Source organism: Streptomyces sp. NPDC052682, from assembly GCF_040678435.1.
Lineage (GTDB): Bacteria > Actinomycetota > Actinomycetes > Streptomycetales > Streptomycetaceae > Streptomyces.
Window position 1 is genome coordinate 1 of sequence record NZ_JBFATS010000026.1, and the last position, 22,989, is coordinate 22,989.

Below are 22,989 nucleotides of genomic sequence, written 5' to 3' on the forward strand. Positions count from 1 at the left end.
TCAAGGAACGGACGCTTCCTTCGTACTCACCCGAGAGACTCTCTCGCGGCTTTCCTCCGGGCGCTTCCCTTCGGTGTTTCCGACTCTATCAGATCCTTTCGGACCCGATTCCCGGTCGGCGGGATTTGTCGGCTGGCTTTGGCTTTCGCCGCTGGCCTTTCGACATTCACTACGTTAACCGATTCCCCCGCCCGATTCATAATCGGGTTCCGCGGGTTCGAATTCAGGCATGCGGGCACGCCGGAATCGACCCCGCTGAGGGGTGCTCGTAGGTAGTGGGTTGGCCGCTCCGGCTGCTGACGATCGCAGTACCCGGTTCAGCGGCTCGGGCCACATTACGCACCTCCCGCGACCACGTCAACTTCGGCGGCGCCTGGGGACATGGGCCCGGTACGGGCTCACCGTCGGGTCGTTGGCGATCCAGTAGCGCCAGGGGTGGGCGTCTCCGTTGCCGCCCTCGCCGGCCACTCCGGTGCGGGGGCCGTTGCGTACCTGGTCACGGGGCACGGGGGTGCCGGTGAGCATCCGCAGGGGGGTGTCGCCGGAGGCGCACGCGTCCGTTCCGTCGAGGGAGCGGTCCACGCCGAGGGCCGTTGCCAGACGGGCCGGACCTTTGGCCAGTTCCTTGTCGTTCCGGGCCGAGAGCCGACGGGTGCGGGCCAGTTCGGCGCCCTCGATGATCTCTCCGGCGCGCAGCAGCACCGCGCTCGCCCTGCCCTCCGGGCCGCACACCAGGTTCATGCAGAACCACATGCCGTAGGTGAAGTAGACGTAGACGTGTCCGGGCGGACCGAACATCACGCCGTTGCGCGCCGTGCGGCCGCGATAGGCGTGGGAGCCGGGGTCGTTCGGGCCGTCGTAGGCCTCGACCTCCGTCAGGCGCAGGGCGATCGGACCGTCCGGAGTGGTGCGTACGAGGACGCGGCCCAGGAGGTCGGGGGCGACTTCCAGGACGGGCCGGTCGAAGAACTCCCTGGGCAGGGGCGTACGGTCGGGGGTCGCGATCATGCCGTCCGAGGGTACTGGAGACCGATGGTGTGGCGGGGTGGCCGCACAGCGCTCGCCTTGCCAGGGTGGGAGGGCGCGGAACCGGCCACGGCCGGATGGCGTTTGTAGGGATCAAGGGTTCCGACGTACGGGTCCACACATAGGGAGAGTCATGGCGTTCAAGAAGCTGCTCGCGAGTCTGGGGGCCGGCGGGGCTTCGGTCGAGACGGTGCTGACGGAGAGCAACGTCGTGCCGGGGGGTGTCGTCCAGGGCGAGGTGCGGATCCAGGGCGGCTCCGTGGAGCAGGACATCCAGGGGCTGTCGGTCGGGCTGCAGGCCAAGGTGGAGGTCGAGAGCGGCGACGAGGAGTACAAGCAGGACATCGAGTTCACCAAGGTGCAGCTCGGTGGTGCCTTCCAGCTGCAGCCGAACGCGGTGCACGCGGTGCCGTTCACGCTGGACATCCCGTGGGAGACGCCGATCACGATGATCGACGGGCAGGCGCTGCGCGGGATGCACATCGGGGTGACGACCGAGCTGGCGATCGCGCGGGCCGTGGACTCCTCCGACCTGGACCCGGTGAACGTGCATCCGCTGCCGGCGCAGAAGGCGATCCTGGACGCGTTCATCCAGCTGGGTTTCCGGTTCAAGAACGCGGACATGGAGCGCGGTCTCATCCGGGGTACGCGGCAGAAGCTGCCGTTCTACCAGGAGATCGAGTTCTTCCCGCCGCAGCAGTACCGCGGGCTGAACCAGGTCGAGCTGAGCTTCGTGGCCGACGAGCACGCGATGGACGTGGTGCTGGAGATGGACAAGAAGCCGGGCCTGTTCAGCGAGGGCAGTGACACCTTCCGGTCGTTCCAGGTGGGGCTGAACGACTATCACGGGACGGACTGGGCGGCGTACCTCAACCAGTGGCTGGCCGAAGTCGGCAGCAAGCGGAACTGGTTCTAGGCTCGGAGTCCTACGCAAGGAACCGATCAGGAGGTACCGAGGTGACCGAGCTCAAGCGGCGGCCGCTCCCCCACGACTTCCATCCGCCCGTGCCGTCGTTCACGGTGACCAGCGAGGACGTCCAGGAGGGCGCGACGCTCAAGGACGCCCAGGTCCACGCGAAGGGCAACACCTCGCCGCACCTGCGGTGGGAGGGCTTCCCGGCCGAGACCAAGAGCTTCGCGGTGACCTGCTACGACCCGGACGCCCCGACGGGCAGCGGGTTCTGGCACTGGGTGGTGTTCGACATCCCGGCCTCGGTGACGGAGCTGCCGGCGGGTGCGGGCAGCGGTGCCTTCGAGGGGCTGCCGGAAGGTGCCGTCCAGGTGCGCAACGACTACGGCACCCGGGACTTCGGCGGTGCCGCGCCGCCGCCCGGGGACGGGCCGCACCGGTACGTGTTCACGGTGTACGCCGTGGACCAGGAGAAGCTCGGTGTGGACGCGGACGCGACACCCGCCGTCGTGGGCTTCAACCTGCGGTTCCACACGCTCGCGCGCGCCCAGCTGATCGGTGAGTACGAGGTGCCCGCCGAAGCCTGACGTTCACGGAACGTTTGCCCGCCTCTGGTCTTGGAAGTGATCAGAGGCGGGCATTTTTGTTGCCGGGGGTCGCGGAGGTCACCCCTCGTGGAGCAGCAGATATTGCGTTGTCCATCCCGGCGTGCCCGGCCAGAGTTGATCCCAGCCCGCCGAGGGGTGGGCCAGGGCACACGGGAGGTGGGCTGGAATGCGGGACACGCTGGTGCTGAACGCGAGCTTCGAGCCGCTGTCGACGGTGACGCTGAACCGAGCCGTCGTTCTGGTGCTGCAGGACAAGGCCGTCGTCGAGCAGGCCCATCCCGAACTGCGGATGCGAGGAGCCGCGGTCGACATACCGGCGCCCCGTGTGATCAGGCTCTGCCAGTACGTACGGGTGCCGTTTCGAAGACAAGCGCCGTGGTCGAGGCGGGGTGTGCTGGTCCGGGACCGGCACCGGTGCGCATACTGCGGCCGGCGGGCCACGACCGTGGACCACGTGGTGCCGCGGTCGAAGGGCGGGCAGGACACGTGGCTGAACACCGTGGCCGCGTGCGCGGAGGACAATCACCGCAAGGCGAACCGGACTCCGGAGGAGGCCGGGATGACATTGCTGCGGGAGCCGTTCGAGCCGACGCCGGCCAACGCGATGTTGCTGGCGCTGGCCCAGGAGGAGTTTGAGGCGCTGCCGGAGTGGTTGGCCCTGGGCGCTGCGTAGGGGGCGTCTGCCGGGTCCACGTTGTCTTGTGGCGGGCGGTTGTCTGTGGCTTGTCGCGCCGTTCCCCGCGCCCTTTGGGGGTGGGTGCGGGGAACGTGTGTTGTCGGGGTCGGGTCAGTCGATCGAGGGCTTCTCTCGGCGGTCGGAGCCGCCGTTGCCGGACGAGCCCGAGGTCCCGGTGTTGCCGGAACCGCCGCCCATGGCGCCGAAGTTGCCCACCGCGCCGGACAGGCCCTTGAGGGCGTCGCCGATTTCGCTGGGGACGATCCAGAGCTTGTTGGCGTCGCCCTCGGCGATCTTCGGGAGCATCTGGAGGTACTGGTAGCTGAGGAGCTTCTGGTCGGGGTCGCCGGCGTGGATGGCCTCGAAGACCGTGCGGACGGCCTGGGCCTCGCCCTCGGCGCGCAGGGCCGCTGCCTTGGCCTCACCTTCGGCGCGCAGGATCTGGGACTGCTTCTCACCCTCGGCGCGCAGGATCTCGGACTGCCGGACACCTTCGGCCTGGAGGATCGCGGCGCGCTTGTCGCGGTCGGCGCGCATCTGCTTCTCCATCGAGTCCTGGATGGAGGTGGGCGGCTCGATGGCCTTGAGCTCGACGCGGTTGACGCGGATGCCCCACTTGCCGGTGGCCTCGTCGAGCACGCCGCGCAGGGCCGCGTTGATCTCCTCGCGGGAGGTCAGGGTCCGCTCGAGGTCCATGCCGCCGATGATGTTGCGGAGCGTGGTGACGGTGAGCTGCTCGATGGCCTGGATGTAGCTGGCGACCTCGTACGTCGCGGCCCGGGCGTCGGTCACCTGGTAGTAGATGACGGTGTCGATGTTGACGACCAGGTTGTCCTGGGTGATCACCGGCTGCGGCGGGAACGGGACGACCTGTTCGCGCAGGTCGATGCGGTTGCGGATGGTGTCGATGAACGGGACGACGATGTTGAGGCCCGCGTTCAGCGTCCGCGTGTAGCGGCCGAAGCGCTCGACGATGGCCGCGCTGGCCTGTGGGATGACTTGGATCGTCTTGATCAGGGCGATGAAGACCAACACCACCAGAATGATCAGGACGATGATGACCGGTTCCATCGTCGGCTCCCCGTACCCTTCTCCGCCTCGGCGCCTTCGGGAGATCTTATGTCTGTTGAAGATCTTGCTGTTGAAGATCTTGCTGGTCGAGTGTGACAGACGGTCGTGAACGTCGTGAGGTGTTCCGCCCAGTTGCGTCGCCTGGGGTCATATGACGATCGCCGTGGCTCCCTCGATGTCCACGACGTCCACCTGCTGGCCCACGTCGTAGGCGCGGTCGGCGTCGAGGGCGCGGGCCGACCAGACCTCTCCGGCGAGTTTGATGCGGCCGCCGGAGCCGTCGACGCGCTCCAGGACGACGGCTTGCTTGCCCTTCAACGCCTCCACGCCGGTGGCGAGTTGGGGGCGTTGTGCGCGGTGCCGGTTGGCGATGGGCCGTACGACGGCGATGAGGGCGGTCGAGATGACGACGAAGGTCACCACCTGCAGGACGGCACCGCCGCCGAAGATGCCGGAGACCACCGCGGCGGCGACGGCGCCCACCGCGAGCATGCCCAGTTCGGGCATGGCCGTGATCACGAGCCCGATGCCCAGCGCTGCCGCGCCGATCAGCCACCACACCCATGCATCGATGTCCACATGGTCATGGTAGGGGTGCGGGCCCTGTCGCGGACAGGGCGCCGATCAGGTTGAAATGGCCTTCTTCCCCGAGGTGTTGAGGGTGTCGGGCCAGGTCAGGACAGCGGGAGGCCCTGGGCCGTCCAGCGGTCGCCCATCTGTTCGACGACGAGCGGGAGACCGAAGCAGAGGGAGAGGTTGCGGGAGGTGAGCTCGAGCTCCAGCGGGCCTGCCGTGAGGACCTTGCCCTGGCGGATCATGAGCACGTGGGTGAAGCCCGGCGGGATCTCCTCGACGTGATGGGTGACCATGATCATCGAGGGGGCGATGGGGTCGCGCGCGAGGCGGCCGAGGCGGCGGACGAGGTCCTCGCGGCCGCCGAGGTCCAGGCCGGCGGCGGGCTCGTCGAGGAGCAGCAGCTCGGGGTCGGTCATCAGGGCGCGGGCGATCAGGGTGCGCTTGCGCTCGCCCTCGGACAGGGTGCCGAACCTGCGGTCCAGGTACTCGCTCATCCCGAGGCGGTCGAGGAAGGCGCGGGCGCGCTGCTCGTCGATCTCCTCGTAGTCCTCGTGCCAGGTGGCGGTCATGCCGTACGCGGCGGTCAGCACGGTCTCCAGGACGGTCTGGCGCTTGGGGAGCTTGTCGGCCATGGCGATGCCGGCCATGCCGATGCGCGGGCGCAGCTCGAAGACGTCGCTGCCGGGCTTGCCGAGGGTCTCGCCGAGGATGGAGGCGGTGCCCTTGCTGGGGAAGAGGTAGGTGGACGCGAGGTTCAGCAGGGTGGTCTTGCCGGCGCCGTTGGGGCCGAGGATGACCCAGCGTTCGCCCTCCTTGACCGACCAGGAGACCTGGTCCACCAGCGCTCGTCCCTCACGGATGACGGATACGTCCTGAAGTTCCAGAACATCGCTCATGAGCGCGTTGTCTCCCCTTGCAGTGTGGCCGGTCTCGGCTGTCGCGTACGCCTGTGGCTCGGTCCGCGCCGGTGGTGCGCAGCCCCCAAGGAAATCTACGCCACCGGTCGGCTTCTCCATTCCTTCGGTCCGGTCCTTAGGGTGGGGGCATGCTCACGGAACCACGCGCAGGGCTTCTCACCGCTTGGGGGAACGCCCTTTTGGCCGGACTTGTCTCACCTGATGACGCGGTGACCGCGATCGTCGGGGAGGACGCCGCGCACCGGGTGGAGGGGCTGCCCGGGGAGTCGGGGCCGGTCGGTCTGACGCTCGCGCTGGGGCGGCTGCGGACGCTCGGGGCGAGGGGGCTGCGGGTGGCGCTGCCCGCGCCGGGGCATCCGCTGGGGTTGAGCGGGCCGCCGGAGTTCAACGCGCGGGCGCTGGACGCCGAGGAGGCGGTGATCTGCTACGGCGCCGCGTTCGGGCTGGTGCCGGAGGTGTACGAGGCCGGGCCCGAGGGCGATGTGCACGTCGAGGTGGTGTGGCACTGCCTGCCGGTGCGGGAGGCGCCGCCGGCCGATGTGCCGTCGCTGGGCGAGGCCGAGCGGGAGCTGGCGGAGGCGCTGCGGGAGGCGACCGAGGTGCTGACGCGGCTGGACGTGGCCGGGTCGGGGCCGGTGGCGGAGGCGGCGATCGACGCGTACCGGGCCCGGGCGGAGCAGCGGCGGGACGTCCTGGCGCCGGGGTATCCGGCGCGGGCCGTGCGTGTGCTGGAGCTGGCGCAGCGGGTGGGAACGCTGATCTCGCTGGCGACGCGGGACGGGCGAGGACCCGGGCCGGGGGGTGCGGTGAGCGCGTCCGAGATGGCGGCGCGGCGGGAGGCGCTGCGGCCGGTGGAGCGGACGGCTCGGCGGGCGCAGGTCGCGGCGTACAACTCCGTGGTGGAGGAGCGGGAGCGGGGAGTTCGCTGACCCCGGCCTGATACGTACTCGGGCGCCGAGGTACCTGGGGACTTCGCCCCCGGCCCCGCGATCGGCCTGACCGGCCTCCCGGGAAGCCCGGGAGGCCGGTGGTCACCTCCGGCTCGGGTTCGGAGGTGGGTGTCAGTGGTTGACGGCGTAGTTGCCGAAGGCCGGGTTCAGCACGCCGATGACGTTGACGCTGTTGCCGGACACGTTGACCGGGACGTCCACCGGAATCTGGACGAGGTTGCCGGAGGCGACGCCCGGCGAGCCCGCGGTCGAGCCGCCGGCGTGGGCACCGTCGGTGGCGGAGGCCATCCCGGCCCCGGCGGCCAGCAGGCCACCGGCCACCATCGTCACGGCCGCTGCCTTCTTCAGGTTCTTCACTTTCTGAGCCCTCCTTGCGATGGCTGCGGCAGGCGCCGCAGCACGCACTGGAGAACGGCGGGGATCCACGAAGGTTGCGCCATATGAGGGACATTCCCACGACGGTATGAATCTCTGCCCGGAGCGGAACCCTCCGTATTGCCGTACGAAGGGGTTTTCAGCTGGTCAGTCCGTGCCGTACGGCCCACAGGGCCGCCTGGGTGCGGTCCGCCAGGTCGAGTTTCATCAGGATGTTCGAGACGTGGGTCTTGACCGTCTTCTCGGAGAGCACCAGGGCGCGGGCGATCTCGCGGTTGGAGCGGCCGTCCGCTATCAGGCCGAGCACCTCGCGCTCCCGCTCCGTCAGCGAACCTGCCCGGCCCTGGCCGGAGTTGGCCTCGTCCTGGGAGAGCAGGGCGCCGGCCACCTCCGGCTGGAGGAGGATGTGGCCGGCGTGGACCGAGCGGATGGCTCCGGCCAGGGCGTCGGGGTCGACGTCCTTGTAGACGTACCCGGCGGCGCCCGCGCGCAGGGCCGGGACCACCGTGCGCTGTTCGGTGAAGCTGGTGACGACCAGCACGCGCGCGGGGTTGCCGAGTTCGCGGAGTCTGCGCAGGGCGTCGACGCCGTCCATGCCCGGCATCTTGACGTCCATGAGGATGACGTCGGGCTTCAGCTCCTCGGCGCGGGCGACCCCTTCGGCTCCGTCGGCCGCCTCGCCGACGACCTCTATGTCGTCCTGCACCTCGAGGAACGTGCGCAGGCCCCGGCGGACGACCTGGTGGTCGTCGACGAGCAGCACCTTGATTGCGTCAGCCACCGGGGACCTCCATCTCGATCGTGGTGCCCTTGCCGGGCGCCGATTCCACGGTCAGGCTCCCGCCGACCCCGCTCGCCCGGTCCCGCATGGAGACCAGGCCCAGGTGGCGTCCCGCGCGGCGGACCGCCCGGGGGTCGAAGCCGACGCCGTCGTCGGTGACGCGCAGCACGGCTCCGGAGCCCCGGCGCTCCAGGGTCACCTCGACGTGTCCGGCGCCGGAGTGGCGCAGGGCGTTGTGCAGGGCTTCCTGGGCGACCCGCAGCACGGCCTCCTCCTGGGCGGCGGGCAGGGCGCGTACGCCCCGGCCGGTGAAGGTCACGCGCGCGGTGTGGGCCCGGTCGAGGACCTGGACCTGGGTGCGCAGGGTGGCGACCAGGCCGTCCTCGTCCAGGGCGGCGGGGCGCAACTCGACGACGGCGGCGCGCAGTTCGTCGGCGGCCTCGGCGGCCAGGGCGGCGACCTGCTGCAGTTCGCCCTTGGCGCGGGAGGGGTCGCGGTCCACCAGGCGGGCGGCGGCCTGGGCCGTCAGGCGCAGGGAGAACAGCTTCTGGCTGACGGCGTCGTGCAGTTCGTGGGCGAGGCGGGAGCGTTCCTCCGCGATGGTCAGCTCGCGGCTGCGTTCGTAGAGGCGGGCGTTGGTCAGGGCGATGGCCGCGTGCTGGGCGAGGATGCCGAGCAGTTCCTCGTCCTCGGCGGTGAAGCCGCACGTGCCGTCCTGTTGCGCGCACGGGGAGTATCCCTCCCCGGGGCGCCGCTTGTTGGCCAGGAACAGGGCGCCGAGGACCTCGTCGCCGTCGCGGATCGGCAGGCCCAGGAAGTCGGCCAGGTCGGGGTGCGCGCTGGGCCAGCCCTCGAAGCGGGGGTCCTTGCGGACGTCGGCGAGGCGCTCGACCTTGGCCTCCTGGAGCATCGCCGCCAGGATGCCGTGCTGGCGCGGCAGGGGGCCGATGGCCTTCCACTGCTCGTCGCTGACGCCGTCGACGACGAACTGGGCGAAGCCGCCGTGATCGTCGGGGACGCCGAGGGCGGCGTACTGGGCGTCGAGCAGCTCGCGGGCCGAGGCGACGATCGTCTTCAGGACGTCGCGCACCTCCAGATGCCTGCTCATGGCCAGCAGCGCGGAGCTCACCGCGGCGAGGCCGGACCGGGGACCGTGGCTCATGTCCTCACCGTACCGGCGGGGTGTGACCGTGCGGATCGGGCCTGTGACGGCGGTGGCTGGGCCGGTGCGCCTAGGGCGAGCGGCCTAGGACCCGGGCCCCGGCGCGGGGGCGTAGGCCGAAGGAACGCGGTGCGAGGGCGTAGGCCGAAGGGACCCGGTGCGGTGCTCCCGGCGCCCGAGGCGGCGCCGGGAGCCCGGTTCCTAGGTTGAGGACATGCCGATCAGGCGGCAGCGAGGACGAGGGGACGGATGCCATGCCGGTTGCGATCATCACGGGGGCCTCGAAGGGACTGGGGCGGGCGCTGGCCGAGGCGCTGGCCGCGCGGGGCTGGGACCTGGTCCTCGACGCCAGGGGGACCGGCGTCCTGCGGGAGGCGGCCGCGGAGCTCACGGCGTACGGCACGCGCGTGACGCCCCTGCCGGGGGACGTCACGGACCCCGGGCACCGGTCCGAGCTGGTGGCGGCGGCCTGGCGGCTCGGCGGTGTGGACCTGCTGGTGCACAACGCCAGCGCGCTGGGCGCCGAGCCGCTGGTGCGGCTGGAGCAGCTGCCCCTGGAGGGGCTGCGGCGGGCGCTGGAGGTGAACCTGGTGGCGGCGCTGGGGCTGGTGCAGGAGGCGCTGCCGCTGCTGCGGGCCGCGCGGCAGGGCACGGTGATCGCCGTCAGCTCGGACGCGGCGGCCGAGGCGTACGAGACCTGGGGCGGTTACGGGGCGTCCAAGGCGGCGCTGGACCAGCTGGTGGCGGTGCTCGGTGTGGAGGAGCCGGGGCTGCGGGTCTGGGCGGTGGACCCCGGGGACATGGCGACGGACCTGTACGCGGCGGCCGTACCGGACGATGAAGGGCCGCGGCCGGACCCGGTGAGTGTGGTGCCGGCGTTCCTGCGGCTGCTGGACGAGCGTCCGGCGAGCGGCCGCTATGGGGCTCCCGCGCTGCTGGAGGGGCGGCGATGAGCCTGGCCGTACGGATTCCGCGCGAGCTGTCCGCTCGGGTGCCGGTCGAGCAGCGGGGACCCGGGCTGGACCGGGACGCCGTGCGGATGTTGGTGTCACACGGCACACGTGTCACGCATCACGCGTTCACGGAGCTGCCGCGGCTGCTGCGGGCCGGGGATCTGCTCGTGGTCAACACCTCGCCGACGCTGGCGGCCGCCGTGGACGGGCGGATCGGGCACGCGCGCGTGGTGGTGCACTTCTCCACCCGGGGGGACGACGGCCGCTGGGCGGTCGAGCTGCGGGAACCCGACGGGCGGGGCACCACGCGCGCGCGTGCGGGAGGGCGCGCGGGCAGGGAGGTGCGGCTGCCCGGAGGCGTGCGGCTGGTGCTGGAGGAGCCGCTGAGCGCGCATGGCGGCCGCCTGTGGTGGGCAGGCGTACCGGGGAGCGCGGACGTGCCGGGGCTGCTGCGGGAGCACGGGCGGCCCATTCGGTACGCCTACACCGAGCGGGACCAGCCGCTGTCGGCCTACCAGACGGTGTTCGCGCTGCCGGCGCCCGACGGGTCGGGCAGCGCGGAGATGCCGAGTGCGGCGCGGCCCTTCACGGCGCGGATCGTGGCGGAGCTGGTGAGCCGGGGGGTGCAGTTCGCGCCGGTCACACTGCACACCGGGGTGTCCTCGGCGGAGGCACACGAGCCGCCGTATCCGGAGCGGTTCGCGGTGCCGGAGGCGTCGGCGCGGCTGATCAACGCCGCGACGGCGGATCAGGGAGGGCGCGAAGCGCTTCCTTGGAAGGGTGGCGGTGGGAGACGGGCGGGCGGACGGGTGATCGCCGTGGGGACGACGGCCGTGCGGGCGGTGGAGTCGGCGGCCGGGCCGGACGGGGTCGTACGGGCGCGTGCGGGGTGGACGGACCTGGTGGTGACGCCTCGGCGCGGGGTGCGGGTGGTGGACGGGCTGCTGACCGGGCTGCACGAGCCGGAGGCCTCGCACCTGCTGATGCTGGAGGCGGTCGCCGGGCGGGAGGCGGTCGAGCGGGGCTACGAGGAGGCGCTGCGCGCGCGGTACCTGTGGCACGAGTTCGGAGACGTGCATCTCGTCCTGCCGGGGTGAAGTCGCTTACGGAGCGCATTGCGCCAGCAACCACCGGTGAGAGCGAGGGTGGCCTGATGTGAGCCCTCGCATAGGACGCAGGTCACGTACGAACGCCCGTAGGAGACGGATACGCCCGGTTTGAGCGGGGCAGACAGTCCTGTCTGCCCCGTTTTGTCAGTTCCTGATCCACTACCCGGCTTCGTACGTCACACCTTTGCCTGGCGTTTTTGCGCCAGCTAAGAATTGCTTCCGTCGCTCAGCGCCGTGGGTTATGTCCCGCGGCGTTTGTGCCGGAAGCACCCTGTCCCCACCGGACGAAGAGCGACCTCCGCGCTACTCGAAGAGGTCCATTTCCCATGCCCAAGAACCTGCTCAGTCGTGTCCGCAGTCGTGCCCTGACCCGTCACCACAAGATCGCCATGGCCGGTGTCGCCGCCCTCGGTGCCGCCGCCCTCGGCTTCTCCGCGGTGCCGGGCGAGGCGTCGACGACCACGGCCGAGGCCGCTCCGAAGGCCGCGGTGGCGTACAGCTCCGAGAAGATCAACTCCCAGCAGATCAAGGGTGTCGAGGCGAGCGTCGCCGACCAGCTCACCGCCACCCTCAAGGCCCAGCAGGCCGCCAAGCAGAAGGCCGAGGCGGCGAAGAAGGCCGCCGCCGTCAAGAAGGCCGCCGCCGCGAAGGCCGCCGCCGAGGCCGCGAAGAAGAAGGCCGAGCAGCAGCGCAAGGCCAAGGAGGCCGCCAGCCGCGCCGCCGCGCGCGCCAAGCTGAAGCAGGCCGCCGCCAAGAAGGCCGCCGTGAAGAAGGCCGCTGCCAAGAAGTCGTACCCGAACAACCTCGACGGCTGGATCCGCGAGTCGCTCGACATCATGAAGAAGCGCGGCATCCCGGGCTCCTACAACGGCATCTACCGCAACATCATGCGGGAGTCGTCCGGCAACCCGAACGCCATCAACAACTGGGACATCAACGCCATCAACGGCATCCCGTCCAAGGGCCTGCTCCAGGTCATCCCGCCGACCTTCAAGGCGTACCACGTCCCGGGCACGTCCTGGAACATCTACGACCCGGTCGCCAACATCACCGCCGCCTGCAACTACGCGGCCGACCGGTACGGCTCCATGGACAACGTCAACAGCGCGTACTGAGGTCGGCGCGGACCTCTTCTCGCGATCGCACACGCCGAAGGGCGGCACCCACCTGACGGGGTGCCGCCCTTCGGGGCGTCAGGAAGAGAGGCCGATACGGCTACTTGCGCATGACCTCGGGCTCATGGCGGCGCAGGAAGCGGGCCACGAAGAAGCCGCAGATCACACCGAGGGCGATCAGCGCGCCCATGTCCATGAGCCAGGCCCCGAGGGTGTGGTCCCACAGCGGGTCGGTGTCGCCGGCCGTCTCCGGCGGGCTGATCTTGTTGAAGTCCAGCGTGGCGCCCGCGGCGGCCACCGCCCAGCGCGACGGCATCAGGAACGAGAACTGGTTGACGCCGATCGAGCCGTGCAGCGTGAACAGGCAGCCGGTGAACACGACCTGGATGATCGCGAACATGACCAGCAGCGGCATGGTCTTCTCGGCGGTCTTGACCAGCGACGAGATGATCAGGCCGAACATCATCGAGGTGAAGCCCAGGGCCATGATCGGCAGGGAGAGCTCGATGAGCGTGGCGCCGCCCAGGACCAGCCCCTCGTCGGGGATCTCGCGGCTGGCGAAGCCGATGACGCCGACCAACAGGCCCTGCAGCACGGTGATCACGCCGAGCACGAACACCTTGGACATCAGGTACGCCGAGCGCGACAGGCCGGTGGCGCGCTCCCGCTCGTAGATGACCCGTTCCTTGATCAGCTCACGGACGGAGTTCGCCGCGCCCGCGAAGCAGGCGCCGACGGCGAGGATCAGCAGCACGGTCGTGGCCGTGCCGTTGGGGATGATCCGGCCGGTCTGCGGATGGGGCGGGTTGGGCAGCAGGCCCCGGTCCGCGTCGATGAGCAGGCTGACCGCGCCGAGCACGGCCGGCAGGATCACCATCAGGGCGAGGAAGCCCCGGTCGGAGGCGATGACGGAGACATAGCGGCGCACCAGGGTGACGAACTGCGACATCCAGCCCTGCGGCTTCGGCGGCTTCATCGCCTGCATCGGCGGAACCTGTACGGACTGCGGCGCCACCGCGTCGACGTCCGCGGCGTACATCTGGTAGTGCTGTGAGCCCTTCCAGCGGCCCGCCCAGTCGTAGTCGCGGTAGTTCTCGAAGGCGGAGAAGACGTCGGCCCAGGTGTCGTAGCCGAAGAAGTTCAGCGCCTCCTCGGGCGGGCCGAAGTAGGCGACCGCGCCGCCCGGCGCCATCACCAGCAGCTTGTCGCACAGCGCCAGCTCGGCCACCGAGTGGGTGACGACCAGGACCGTACGGCCGTCGTCGGCCAGGCCCCGCAGCAGCTGCATGACGTCGCGGTCCATACCCGGGTCGAGGCCGCTGGTCGGTTCGTCGAGGAAGATCAGCGACGGCTTGGTCAGCAGCTCCAGGGCCACGGAGACGCGCTTGCGCTGGCCGCCGGAGAGGGAGGTGACCTTCTTGTCCTTGTGGATGTCGAGCTTGAGCTCGCGCAGCACCTCGTCGATGCGGGCGTCGCGCTCGGCGGCCGTGGTGTCGGCCGGGAAGCGCAGCTTGGCCGCGTACTTCAGGGCCTTCTTGACGGTCAGTTCCTTGTGCAGGATGTCGTCCTGCGGGACCAGGCCGATGCGCTGGCGCAGCTCGGCGAACTGCTTGTAGAGGTTCCGGTTGTCGTAGAGGACCTCGCCCTGGTCGGCCGGGCGGTAGCCGGTGAGCGCCTTGAGCAGGGTCGACTTGCCGGAGCCGGACGGGCCGATGACCGCGATCAGCGACTTCTCGGGGACGCCGAAGGAGACGTCCTTGAGGATCTGCTTGCCGCCGTCGACCGTGACGGTCAGGTGGCGGGCGGAGAAGGACACCTCACCGGTGTCGACGAACTCCTCCAGCCGGTCGCCGACGATCCGGAACGTCGAGTGGCCGACGCCCACGATGTCGGTCGGGCCCAGCACCGCCGAGCCGCCCTTGGCGATCGGCTGGCCGTTGACGTACGTGCCGTTGTGCGAACCGAGGTCGCGGATCTCGAAGCGGCCGTCGGGCGTCGCGTGGAACTCGGCGTGGTGGCGGGAGACCTGGAGGTCGGAGACGACCAGCTCGTTGTCCAGGGCACGGCCGATGCGCATCACACGGCCGAGGGAGAACTGGTGGAACGTGGTCGGGCTGCGGTCGCCGTGGACCGGCGGCGCCCCCGCGCCACCACCGGGGCCCTGCTGCTGCGGAATGTGCGGGGCAGGCTGCTGGGGCTGCTGCCAGCCGGCCTGCGGTGCCTGCTGCTGCGGCGCGGGCTGGGCGGGTGCCTGCGGCGCCCAGCCGGGGTTCGCGCCCTGTGCGGCGTACGGCTGCTGCTGGGGCTGGGCCTGCGGCGCGGCGACGGCGGCGGCGGAGCCGGACAGGCTCACCAGCGGCCCGTCGGTCGCGTTGCCCAGGTGCACGGCGGTACCGGGGCCTATCTCCCACTGCTGGATGCGCCGGCCCTGCACGAACGTGCCGTTGGTGCTGCCGTGGTCCTCGATGACCCAACTGCGGCCGTCGAAGCTGACCGTGGCGTGCCGCCAGGAGACCCTGGCGTCGTCGAACACGACGTCACCCTGCGGGTCGCGTCCGAGCGTGTACGACCTGGACGGATCGAGCGTCCAGGTCCGTCCGTTTGATTCCAGTACGAGTTCAGGCACTCCATGCCCCACTGAGTTGTCCCCCGAGTTACCCCCGACATGGGGAGTCTAGGGATGTCGAACATCGGGGGGAACTATTTCAGGCTCAGCCCTCTGACCGAAAGTCGGGCCTCGGGAAGACCGCGTACGGGCGCTTCGCCCGTTTCCGTTGACGGGGTGGAAACCGGGCCGGAAAGTGGTATTCCACGCGAGGGGGACAAGCGCGGCGACGGTGCCGCGCCGCGGATCGGGGGGTCTGCCATGAACGCGTCCGGGAGCGTCGAGAGCGGGGCGGGCCGTGCGCGCGTGCCGTGGGGGGACGTGGTGCTGTGCGCGGTCGCCGCCGTGAGCTGGGCGTTGATCGGGATGGCGGGGACGGCGGCCCTGGGGCTGCACCTGCTCCAGGCGGACGCGGCGGGGTCGTTGGGGCCGATGACCGCGGCTGTGGTGGCGCTGGGGGCGGGTGGTTCGGTCACGCCGTCCGCAGACGTGTCCGCCTTCGGGCTGACCGGTGCGCAGGCCGGCACCGCCATCGAGATCACGCCACTCGGTGTCAGCCTGGTGGGGGCACTGCTGCTGGCGTTCTTCTTCCTGAGGTCCTTGCGCGGCGCGGGAGTTGTGATCGCACCGGCCGAACTCCTCGCGCGTGCGGGGGCGGTGGTCGCGCTGTTCGTGGCGATGCTGGGCGGCCTGGCCTGGGCGGGGCACGACGTCATCACCCTCGACGGGAGTTCGCTCGGGCTGGACGACCTGCCGGGCGGAGGCGGGGACGGTGGCCTGCAGGTGCCGGGGCTCGGCGACATCTCAGGACTGCTGCCGGACCGGGTCGGTGACCTCGTGGACGCGCGGGCGACGGTCGGCTTCACGGTCGACACGGCGCCGACCCTGCTCGGCGGGCTCGGCTGGTCGGCGGGAATCCTGCTGATCGCCCTGCTGGCCTCGCGCCGTACTCCCCTGCCACGCGGGTGGCAGGTCCTGCACCGGGTCGTACGGCCCGCCGTCTCCGCGGTGGTGACCGTGCTGCTGGTGGCGGTCGCGGCCGGGCTCGCGGCGGCGGCGTACGCGGCGGCCGGCGACGACCACCCGGGGCGGATCGCGGGCGCGGCGCTGCTCGGCGCGCCCAACGGGGTGTGGACGGGGGTGCCGATCGGCCTGTTCGTGCCGTGGGACGGGCAGGCGACGGGGGAGCCGGCCCGGCTGCTGCCCGATCCGCTGGACGACCTGCTGCGCGTGGGGTCCGGGCGGTCCGTCACCTTGGGGCGGCTGGCCGAGCTGGACGCGCGGGTGTGGCTGCTGGGGGTGGCGGCCGCGTTGCTGATGCTGCTGGCGGGCGTGCTGACGGCGGTGCGCACGCCCGCTCCCGCGGTGGCGCCGGGCGGTCCCGGGCCGGGTCCGGAGTCAGCCGTACGAGGCGCAGGTGCGCTTCGCTTCGCCGGGCGGTGCGCGCTGCGGCTGGGGGCCGCCGGCGCGCTGGCCCTGCCGCTGCTGGCCTGGCTGACGGAGGTGTCCGTGGGCGCCTCGCTGTCGGTGCTCGGCTTCGACGCGTTCGACGCGGGCGTCGAGCTGCACGGGCGCCTCGGCACGGCCCTGCTGCTCGGCGCCGTGTGGGGGGCCGGAGCAGGGGCCGTGGGGGCGTCGGCGGCGTGGGCGAGTGGGGCGGCTGGGCGGCGGGCGGTGACGGCGGGGTGGGGGGACGTGGGGGCGGGGGCGGCCGCCTGGGGTCTCGGGGATGTCTCGGCACGGGAGGGCGGGCCCTACACGCCGGGGACGCCGTACCGACCGCCCGACCCGGACACCAACCCCTACCTGCGGGTGCCGCAGCGGCCCGAGACAGCTCCACCACTTCGCGAGCCCGGGGTTGCGGGCACCCCACGGTGGCCCGACGCACCTCCGCCGCCCGGCGAGCCCCGTCGGCCCGGGGACGTATCACGCCCCGCAGGGCCCCGGCGGCCGGAGGAGGCGCGGTCGCCCGGGGAGGTGTCGGGGGGTGGGGGTGACGACGTGGACATGTACGGGGCGCCCACGGTGGTGCGGCCGATCGGGCCGGCTCCGCAGGGGCCGAGGGCCGGGCGGCGACCGCGCCCTAGGCCTGAGGACGGGCCGCCGACCAGGCCCGGGGACGGGCCGCCGCCACCGCCTCCTCCCCCGCCGCCTTCGCCGAAGCCGGGCGGTACGGGGTGAAGCACCCGGGCTGACGGCGACGGACAGGAGCGGTCCGCCGGCCGTTTCGCCACCCGTGCGCCGCCGCGGCGGCACCCGGAGTCCGCTGTCCGCCAGACGGACCTCGGCGGCGCAGGACGGCGCCTGCCGGATACGGTGGAACCACCATGAGCGCTTCGCAGACCTCTGACGTCCCCACCCTCCTTGTCAAGATCTTCGGCAAGGACAGGCCGGGCATCACGGCCGGCCTCTTCGACACCCTCGCCGCCTACTCCGTCGACGTGGTCGACATCGAGCAGGTCGTCACGCGAGGCCGCATGGTGCTGTGCGCGCTCGTCACCGAGCCGCCCCGGGGGCTCGAGGGGGACCTGCGGGCGACCGTCCACAGCTGGGCTGAGTCCATGAAGATGCAGGCGGAGATCATCTCCGGCATCGGCGACAACCGCCCGCGCGGCCTCGGCCGCTCCCTGGTGACCGTACTGGGCCACCCGCTCACCGCCGAGGCGACCGCGGCCGTCGCCGCCCGGATCGCCAAGGCCGGCGGCAACATCGACCGTATCTTCCGGCTCGCGAAGTACCCGGTGACCGCGGTCGAGTTCGCGGTGTCCGGCGTGGCGACCGAGCCGCTGCGCACCGCCCTGGTGACCGACGCGGCGAAACTCGGCATCGACGTGGCGGTCGTGGCGGCGGGCCTGCACCGGCGGGCGCAGCGCCTGGTCGTCATGGACGTGGACTCCACGCTCATCCAGGACGAGGTCATCGAGCTCTTCGCCGCGCACGCCGGCTGCGAGGACAAGGTCGCCGAGGTGACGGCGGCGGCGATGCGCGGGGAGCTGGACTTCGAGCAGTCGCTGCACGCGCGCGTGGCGCTGCTTGAGGGGCTGGACGCCTCGGTCGTCGACAAGGTGCGCACCGAGGTGCGGCTGACGCCGGGTGCCCGGACGCTGATCCGTACACTGAAGCGGCTCGGCTACCAGGTGGGGGTGGTCTCCGGTGGGTTCACGCAGGTCACGGACGACCTGAAGGAACGGCTGGGGCTGGACTTCGCCCAGGCCAACACGCTGGAGATCGTCGACGGCAAGCTGACCGGCCGGGTCACCGGCGAGATCGTGGACCGGGCGGGCAAGGCACGGCTGCTGCGCCGGTTCGCCGCGGAGGCGGGTGTGCCGCTGTCGCAGACCGTCGCGATCGGCGACGGCGCCAACGACCTGGACATGCTCAACGCGGCCGGGCTCGGCGTCGCCTTCAACGCCAAGCCGGTGGTACGGGAGGCCGCCCACACGGCGGTGAACTTCCCCTTCCTCGACACCGTGCTGTACCTGCTCGGCATCACCCGGGAAGAGGTCGAGGCGGCGGACACGCTGGACGGCAGCTGAACCCCGGGCGCCGGCAGCCTCACCCCGTCCTCCTGGAGAACCCGGCCGGCAACCCCGCCCCGGCTTCCCCGCGACGAGGTCCGGCCCCGCACACCGGCGCCGGACCCGCCTCACGCGCGGTGCGTCACTCCGTCGGCGCCCAGTAGTCGACCAGTGTCGCCACGCCCGGCTCCAGGGACTTCCAGGGGCCGCTGAACGACAGGACCGCGAAGGCGGCGGCGGGGAAGCCGCGGCGGCTCATCCGCTCCCGGGCGTCGCCCTCGGCGGAGCCGGCCAGGATCTCGGCGAGGCCGTGCACGCCCGGGTTGTGGCCGACCAGGAGGGCGTTCTGGATGTCGTCGGGGGTCTCGTTGAGCACGGCGATCAGCTCGCCGGGCGAAGCCTCGTAGATCCGCTCCTCGTAGACGGTTTTCGGTCGCTGCGGGAACTCCTGGACGGCGAGCTTCCAGGTCTCGCGGGTCCGCACGGCGGTGGAACACAGGGCCAGGTCGAAGGCGATACCGGTGGCGGCCAGCTTCAGCCCGGCCGCCGGGGCGTCCTGGCGGCCCCGCTCAGCGAGCGGACGCTCATGGTCGGGCACCTGTGGCCAGTCGGCTTTCGCATGCCGGAAGAGGACGATCCTGCGGGGTTCTGCGACGCTCATGGAACCCAGCTTCGCATGAAACAGGCCACCTGGCGCAGGGAGTTGACGGGCGGCGCGGCGGCGCTCAGCGGGCCGTCAGCTGCTGCAGGTGCTGCAGGAGCCGGGTGATCACGGGGTCCCCGGCGGCGGCGTGGGCGTCGGACGGGTCGAGGATCAGGGCGAGCAGCGCGACGAAGGCGAGCGCGGGCAGGGCGAGGGCCCACCAGGGCAGGCAGTGACCGGCGCCGTCCCGGGTCGCCGGGTGGGGCCGTGGGTGCGTAGGGGCCGCCATGAGTGCCTCCGCTCGTCATCGAGTGGTCCGTGATCGTGGTCCGTCGCGGTGCCGTGTGACGCGCCGCTCGCGGTCACGTCTCGACGCTACGGAACGCACGGACCCCGACCCATCCGGAGACCCACCCACTTGACCCTGACCCTCACCCCCTAGGGGATGCGGGGGTTGACCCCACCAGGGCCGGGCGCGGGCCCGGTCAGGGGGAGGCGAGGGTGGCGATGACGCCGATGATGATGAAGATCGCGAAGAAGGCGCCGAAGACGAGCAGCATCTTCTTCTGGCTGTGCTGGGGGTTCGGGTCGAGCACGGGCATGCGGCAAGTCTCCCACCCCACCGGAGACCCGCGTTCCCGGGGGTGGGGTCAGCGGGCCGCCTCGTCCTCCACCGTGCGGTCGCGCCCGGCCAGGACGCCCACCAGCATCTGCGGGATCATCAGGGCGACCATGAGCGCGATCGGCAGTCCCCAGCCCCCGCTGTGCTGGTAGAGCACGCCCACCAGGAGCGGCCCCGGTATGGAGATCAGGTAGCCGGTGCTCTGCGCGAAGGCGGACAGCTGGGAGACGCCCGCGCCGGTCCTGGCTCGCATCCCGACCATGGTCAGGGCCAGCGGGAAGGCGCAGTTGGAGACGCCGAGCAGCAGGGCCCAGGCCCACGCGCCGGCGGCGGGGGCGAGGTAGAGCCCGGCGTATCCGGCCAGGCCGCACACGCCGAGGGCGAGCGCGATCGGGCCCTGGTGGGGCAGCCGGGTGGCCAGGCGCGGGATGACGAAGGCCAGGGGCACGCCCATCACCATGGTGACGGCGAGCAGCACACCGGCGGTGCCCGCGGGCACGCCCGCGTCGCGGAAGATCTGCGCCATCCAGCCCATGGTGATGTAGGCGGCGGTGGCCTGCAGCCCGAAGAAGACCGCCAGCGCCCAGGCGGTACGGCTCCGGGTGATCCGCAGCGCGGGAGCGTCCGCGCCCCCGGGCGCCGCCTCGGACGACGTGCCGGGGGCCGCTTCGGACGGCGTGCCGGAGGCGGGCCCCCGGTCCCGTACGAACAGGATCCACGGCACCACGGCCACCCCGGCGAGCGCCGCCCACATGGCCAGGCCCGTCTCCCAGCGGCCGCCCAGCGCGTCGGTCATGGGCACGGTCACGGCGGCCGCGGCGGAGGTGCCCAGGGCGAGGGCCATGGAGTACAAGCCGGTCATGGACCCCACCCGGTGGGGGAACCAGCGTTTGACGATGACCGGCATGAGGACGTTGCTGACCGCGATCCCCATGAGGGCGAGGGCGCTGGCGGCCAGGAAGCCGGCCGTGCCCCCGGTGTACGGGCGTATGAGCAGGCCCGCGGCGATGGCCGCCATACCGGCGCACACCACGGTGGCCGGTCCGAAGCGGCGGGCCAGGCGCGGCGCGGTGACGCCGAAGACGGCGAAGCACAGCGGGGGTACGGAGGTGAGCAGTCCGGCCACGCTGCCGCTCATGCCGAGCCCGTCACGGACCTCCTCCAGGAGGGCGCCGAGGCTGGTGATGGCGGGGCGGAGGTTCAGGGCGGACAGCACGAGGGCGACGACGAGCAGGCGTGCCGTCCACGCACGCGTGCCGGGTTCCCCGGATACCCGGGCGTCGGGCGCGGCCGGGGCGCCAACGGTCGTGGACGTGGTCCGGGTTTCCTCGCTAGCCATGCCCTCCATCATAGAATCATAGGATGATTGGATGTGCCATGGACAATGTGCCATGCCAGGATGGCGTGCCATGCCTCTGAGTCATCCCCGTCGCTCGGCGCTGTCCGAGCAGGTCATCGCCGCGCTGCGCGCCCAGATCACCTCGGGCGAGTGGCCGGTGGGCTCCCGCATCCCGACGGAGCCGGAGCTGGTCGAGCAGCTGGGCGTCGCCCGCAACACGGTCCGCGAGGCGGTCCGCGCGCTCGCGCACAACGGCCTGCTGGACATCCGCCAGGGCTCCGGCACGTACGTCGTGGCCACCAGCGAGCTGGCGGGCGTGATGCACCGCCGCTTCGCCGACGCCGATCCGCGGCACATCGCCGAGCTGCGGGCCACGCTGGAGTCGGGGGCTGCGGGGCTGGCGGCCGAGCGGCGCACGGACAAGGACCTCAAGCAGCTCGACACGCTGCTGCTGCGCCGGGAGGAGGCGTGGGAATCGGGCGACGCGGAGGCGTTCGTGACGGCCGACGCCACCTTCCACCTGGCCGTGGTGGCCGCCTCCCACAACGACGCGATGATCGCGGTGTACGCGGACCTGGGCGAGGTGCTGCGGGACTGGCTGCGGGCGGACGTGGGCGCGCAGCTGACGCCGGAGACGTACATGGACCACACCGGGCTCGTCGACGCGATCCGCGCGGGCGACGCGGCCAGGGCGGCGGCCGAGGCCGCGAGCTACCCGGTCCTGTGCCGCCCCGGCCGCCTCAGTCCGCCCGCCGGTGGCTGACCCACGCCGAGTGGATCTCCTTCCAGCAGCGACCGGTCAGCCGTACGGTCTGCGCGGGCCCGGCGTCCACCGGGGCGCCGTCGCTGTCGAGGTCCCACCAGCGGGCGCACTCCAGGTGCAGGCTCACGCGGTCGGTGCCGGGATAGGGGTTGTGGCAGTACGCGGTCGCGTGCGAGCCGGTGACACGGATCCGGCACGCGGCGCCGAACGGCTCCGCCGCCTTGGAGTCCTCGGCGGGCACGCGCGCGTGGGGCCTCGCCACGTACCACAGGGTCAGCGCCACGGCGGCGGCGAGGGCGGCGAGGGTCACTGAGGCCAGGCTCCGGGACAAGCGCACAAGGGGACCTCCTCGGCCGTGCTGGGGAGGAAATCACGTGGTGAACGCCTCTCCAGAGTGCGCGCTCGGTGGCCCTGACCGCCCGGCCGGATGAGCCGAACGGGTGATATGCCAAGGGCCCGCACCCGGCACGGGTGCGGGCCCTCGGCGGGGCTTCACGTCCTCACGCGCCGATGGCGTGCAGACCGCCGTCGACGTGGATGATCTCGCCCGTGGTCTTCGGGAACCAGTCGCTCAGCAGCGCGACGACACCGCGCCCGGCCGGCTCGGGGTCGTTCAGGTCCCACTCGAGCGGGGAGCGGTGGTCCCACACGGAGGCCAGCTCGCTGAAGCCCGGGATGGACTTGGCGGCCATCGAGCCGAGGGGGCCGGCGGAGATCAGGTTGCAGCGGATGTCCTGCTTGCCGAGGTCGCGCGCCATGTAGCGGTTGACGGCCTCCAGGGCGGCCTTGGCCGGGCCCATCCAGTCGTACTGCGGCCAGGCGTACTGGGCGTCGAAGGTGAGGCCGACGACGGAGCCGCCGTTCTGCATCAGCGGCAGGCAGGCCACGGTGAGCGACTTCAGGGAGAACGCCGAGACGTGCATGGCCGTGGCCACCGACTCGAACGGCGTGTTGAGGAAGTTGCCGCCGAGCGCGTCCTGCGGGGCGAAGCCGATGGAGTGCACGACGCCGTCGAGGCCCCCGAGCTCCTCGCCGACGACGTCGGCCAGGCGGCCCAGGTGCTCGTCGTTGGTGACGTCGAGCTCGATGACCTTGGCCGGCTTGGGCAGCTTCCTGGCGATGCGCTCGGTCAGGGTGGGCCGCGGGAACGCGGTGAGGATGATCTCGGCGCCCTGCTCCTGGGCCAGCCTGGCGGCGTGGAAGGCGATCGAGGCCTCCGTCAGCACCCCGGTGATCAGGACGCGCTTGCCCTCGAGAATTCCGCTCATGG

At 71.8% G+C, this 22,989-nt stretch carries 24 protein-coding genes; 10 read left to right on the forward strand and 14 right to left on the reverse strand.

All coding sequences use genetic code 11. The annotated features are described in order from the left end of the window. Positions 1-357: 357 nt before the first annotated feature. The gene (locus AB0K80_RS30645; protein ID WP_365675276.1) at positions 358-1,008 is read right to left on the reverse strand and encodes a DNA-3-methyladenine glycosylase; all 651 of its coding nucleotides are present in this window, start codon (positions 1,006-1,008) and stop codon (positions 358-360) included. 151 nt (positions 1,009-1,159) lie between these two features. Between AB0K80_RS30645 and AB0K80_RS30650 the strand changes: the two genes are divergently transcribed. The 3 genes from AB0K80_RS30650 (at position 1,160) to AB0K80_RS30660 (ending at position 3,217) form a co-directional block, all read left to right on the forward strand. Next, positions 1,160-1,942 (forward strand): sporulation protein, encoded by a 783-nt coding sequence (locus tag AB0K80_RS30650; RefSeq protein ID WP_365675278.1) that lies wholly within the window; start codon positions 1,160-1,162, stop codon positions 1,940-1,942. 41 nt (positions 1,943-1,983) lie between these two features. Continuing rightward, complete coding sequence (locus AB0K80_RS30655) at positions 1,984-2,523, forward strand: YbhB/YbcL family Raf kinase inhibitor-like protein (protein WP_365675279.1); 540 nt, start codon at positions 1,984-1,986, stop codon at positions 2,521-2,523. 187 nt (positions 2,524-2,710) lie between these two features. Then, positions 2,711-3,217 (forward strand): HNH endonuclease, encoded by a 507-nt coding sequence (locus AB0K80_RS30660; protein WP_365675280.1) that lies wholly within the window; start codon positions 2,711-2,713, stop codon positions 3,215-3,217. Positions 3,218-3,331: 114 nt separating this feature from the next. Here AB0K80_RS30660 and AB0K80_RS30665 read toward each other — a convergent pair whose 3' ends face one another. From AB0K80_RS30665 to AB0K80_RS30675, 3 genes are all read right to left on the reverse strand, one after another. Next, positions 3,332-4,291: an SPFH domain-containing protein gene (locus tag AB0K80_RS30665; protein ID WP_365675282.1), complete on the reverse strand. Its 960-nt coding sequence runs from the start codon at positions 4,289-4,291 to the stop codon at positions 3,332-3,334. Between the two features lie 147 nt (positions 4,292-4,438). Further along, entirely contained in the window at positions 4,439-4,870 is a 432-nt protein-coding gene (locus tag AB0K80_RS30670; protein ID WP_365675283.1) for an NfeD family protein, read from the reverse strand. Positions 4,871-4,965: 95 nt separating this feature from the next. After that, on the reverse strand, positions 4,966-5,763 hold the full coding sequence (locus AB0K80_RS30675) for an ABC transporter ATP-binding protein (RefSeq protein WP_365675285.1): 798 nt from the start codon (positions 5,761-5,763) through the stop codon (positions 4,966-4,968). A gap of 149 nt (positions 5,764-5,912) precedes the next feature. Here AB0K80_RS30675 and AB0K80_RS30680 point away from each other — a divergent pair, with 149 nt between their 5' ends. Further along, the gene (locus AB0K80_RS30680; protein ID WP_365675287.1) at positions 5,913-6,713 is read left to right on the forward strand and encodes a hypothetical protein; all 801 of its coding nucleotides are present in this window, start codon (positions 5,913-5,915) and stop codon (positions 6,711-6,713) included. Between the two features lie 132 nt (positions 6,714-6,845). Here the strand turns inward: AB0K80_RS30680 and AB0K80_RS30685 are convergent, their stop codons facing one another. From AB0K80_RS30685 to AB0K80_RS30695, 3 genes are all read right to left on the reverse strand, one after another. Then, complete coding sequence (locus tag AB0K80_RS30685; protein WP_365675288.1) at positions 6,846-7,091, reverse strand: chaplin; 246 nt, start codon at positions 7,089-7,091, stop codon at positions 6,846-6,848. A gap of 157 nt (positions 7,092-7,248) precedes the next feature. Continuing rightward, positions 7,249-7,890 (reverse strand): response regulator transcription factor, encoded by a 642-nt coding sequence (locus AB0K80_RS30690; RefSeq protein ID WP_365675290.1) that lies wholly within the window; start codon positions 7,888-7,890, stop codon positions 7,249-7,251. Then, the gene (locus AB0K80_RS30695; RefSeq protein ID WP_365675292.1) at positions 7,883-9,052 is read right to left on the reverse strand and encodes a GAF domain-containing sensor histidine kinase; all 1,170 of its coding nucleotides are present in this window, start codon (positions 9,050-9,052) and stop codon (positions 7,883-7,885) included. Before AB0K80_RS30695 ends, AB0K80_RS30690 begins: the two co-directional genes overlap by 8 nt. A gap of 254 nt (positions 9,053-9,306) precedes the next feature. Between AB0K80_RS30695 and AB0K80_RS30700 the strand changes: the two genes are divergently transcribed. The 3 genes from AB0K80_RS30700 (at position 9,307) to AB0K80_RS30710 (ending at position 12,229) form a co-directional block, all read left to right on the forward strand. Then, entirely contained in the window at positions 9,307-10,005 is a 699-nt protein-coding gene (locus tag AB0K80_RS30700; RefSeq protein WP_365675294.1) for an SDR family NAD(P)-dependent oxidoreductase, read from the forward strand. Further along, positions 10,002-11,102, forward strand: a complete 1,101-nt coding sequence (locus tag AB0K80_RS30705) for an S-adenosylmethionine:tRNA ribosyltransferase-isomerase (protein ID WP_365675296.1) — start codon at positions 10,002-10,004, stop codon at positions 11,100-11,102. Before AB0K80_RS30700 ends, AB0K80_RS30705 begins: the two co-directional genes overlap by 4 nt. Before the next feature lie 338 nt (positions 11,103-11,440). After that, positions 11,441-12,229: a transglycosylase SLT domain-containing protein gene (locus AB0K80_RS30710; RefSeq protein WP_365675298.1), complete on the forward strand. Its 789-nt coding sequence runs from the start codon at positions 11,441-11,443 to the stop codon at positions 12,227-12,229. 100 nt (positions 12,230-12,329) lie between these two features. Here the strand turns inward: AB0K80_RS30710 and AB0K80_RS30715 are convergent, their stop codons facing one another. Then, positions 12,330-14,855, reverse strand: a complete 2,526-nt coding sequence (locus tag AB0K80_RS30715) for an FHA domain-containing protein (RefSeq protein WP_365675300.1) — start codon at positions 14,853-14,855, stop codon at positions 12,330-12,332. 240 nt (positions 14,856-15,095) lie between these two features. Here AB0K80_RS30715 and AB0K80_RS30720 point away from each other — a divergent pair, with 240 nt between their 5' ends. Next, positions 15,096-17,015 (forward strand): streptophobe family protein, encoded by a 1,920-nt coding sequence (locus AB0K80_RS30720; RefSeq protein WP_365675301.1) that lies wholly within the window; start codon positions 15,096-15,098, stop codon positions 17,013-17,015. 146 nt (positions 17,016-17,161) lie between these two features. Continuing rightward, the gene (serB, locus tag AB0K80_RS30725) at positions 17,162-18,370 is read left to right on the forward strand and encodes a phosphoserine phosphatase SerB (protein WP_365675303.1); all 1,209 of its coding nucleotides are present in this window, start codon (positions 17,162-17,164) and stop codon (positions 18,368-18,370) included. A gap of 124 nt (positions 18,371-18,494) precedes the next feature. Here serB and AB0K80_RS30730 read toward each other — a convergent pair whose 3' ends face one another. From AB0K80_RS30730 to AB0K80_RS30745, 4 genes are all read right to left on the reverse strand, one after another. After that, the gene (locus AB0K80_RS30730) at positions 18,495-19,013 is read right to left on the reverse strand and encodes a histidine phosphatase family protein (protein WP_365675305.1); all 519 of its coding nucleotides are present in this window, start codon (positions 19,011-19,013) and stop codon (positions 18,495-18,497) included. Positions 19,014-19,077: 64 nt separating this feature from the next. Then, entirely contained in the window at positions 19,078-19,284 is a 207-nt protein-coding gene (locus AB0K80_RS30735) for a hypothetical protein (RefSeq protein ID WP_365675307.1), read from the reverse strand. A gap of 196 nt (positions 19,285-19,480) precedes the next feature. Beyond that, on the reverse strand, positions 19,481-19,597 hold the full coding sequence (locus tag AB0K80_RS30740) for an SGM_5486 family transporter-associated protein (RefSeq protein WP_365675309.1): 117 nt from the start codon (positions 19,595-19,597) through the stop codon (positions 19,481-19,483). 48 nt (positions 19,598-19,645) lie between these two features. After that, the gene (locus tag AB0K80_RS30745; protein ID WP_365675311.1) at positions 19,646-20,968 is read right to left on the reverse strand and encodes a CynX/NimT family MFS transporter; all 1,323 of its coding nucleotides are present in this window, start codon (positions 20,966-20,968) and stop codon (positions 19,646-19,648) included. Positions 20,969-21,026: 58 nt separating this feature from the next. Here AB0K80_RS30745 and AB0K80_RS30750 point away from each other — a divergent pair, with 58 nt between their 5' ends. Then, positions 21,027-21,719, forward strand: coding sequence for a FadR/GntR family transcriptional regulator (locus AB0K80_RS30750; protein WP_365675313.1), 693 nt, complete (start codon positions 21,027-21,029; stop codon positions 21,717-21,719). On the opposite strand, the gene AB0K80_RS30755 is transcribed toward AB0K80_RS30750, so the two are convergent. Both AB0K80_RS30755 and fabI read right to left on the reverse strand, forming a co-directional pair. Further along, positions 21,697-22,056, reverse strand: coding sequence for a hypothetical protein (locus AB0K80_RS30755; RefSeq protein WP_365675315.1), 360 nt, complete (start codon positions 22,054-22,056; stop codon positions 21,697-21,699). The genes AB0K80_RS30750 and AB0K80_RS30755 overlap by 23 nt on opposite strands. A 163-nt stretch (positions 22,057-22,219) precedes the next feature. Beyond that, on the reverse strand, positions 22,220-22,987 hold the full coding sequence (gene fabI, locus AB0K80_RS30760; RefSeq protein WP_365675317.1) for an enoyl-ACP reductase FabI: 768 nt from the start codon (positions 22,985-22,987) through the stop codon (positions 22,220-22,222). Positions 22,988-22,989: the final 2 nt, after the last annotated feature.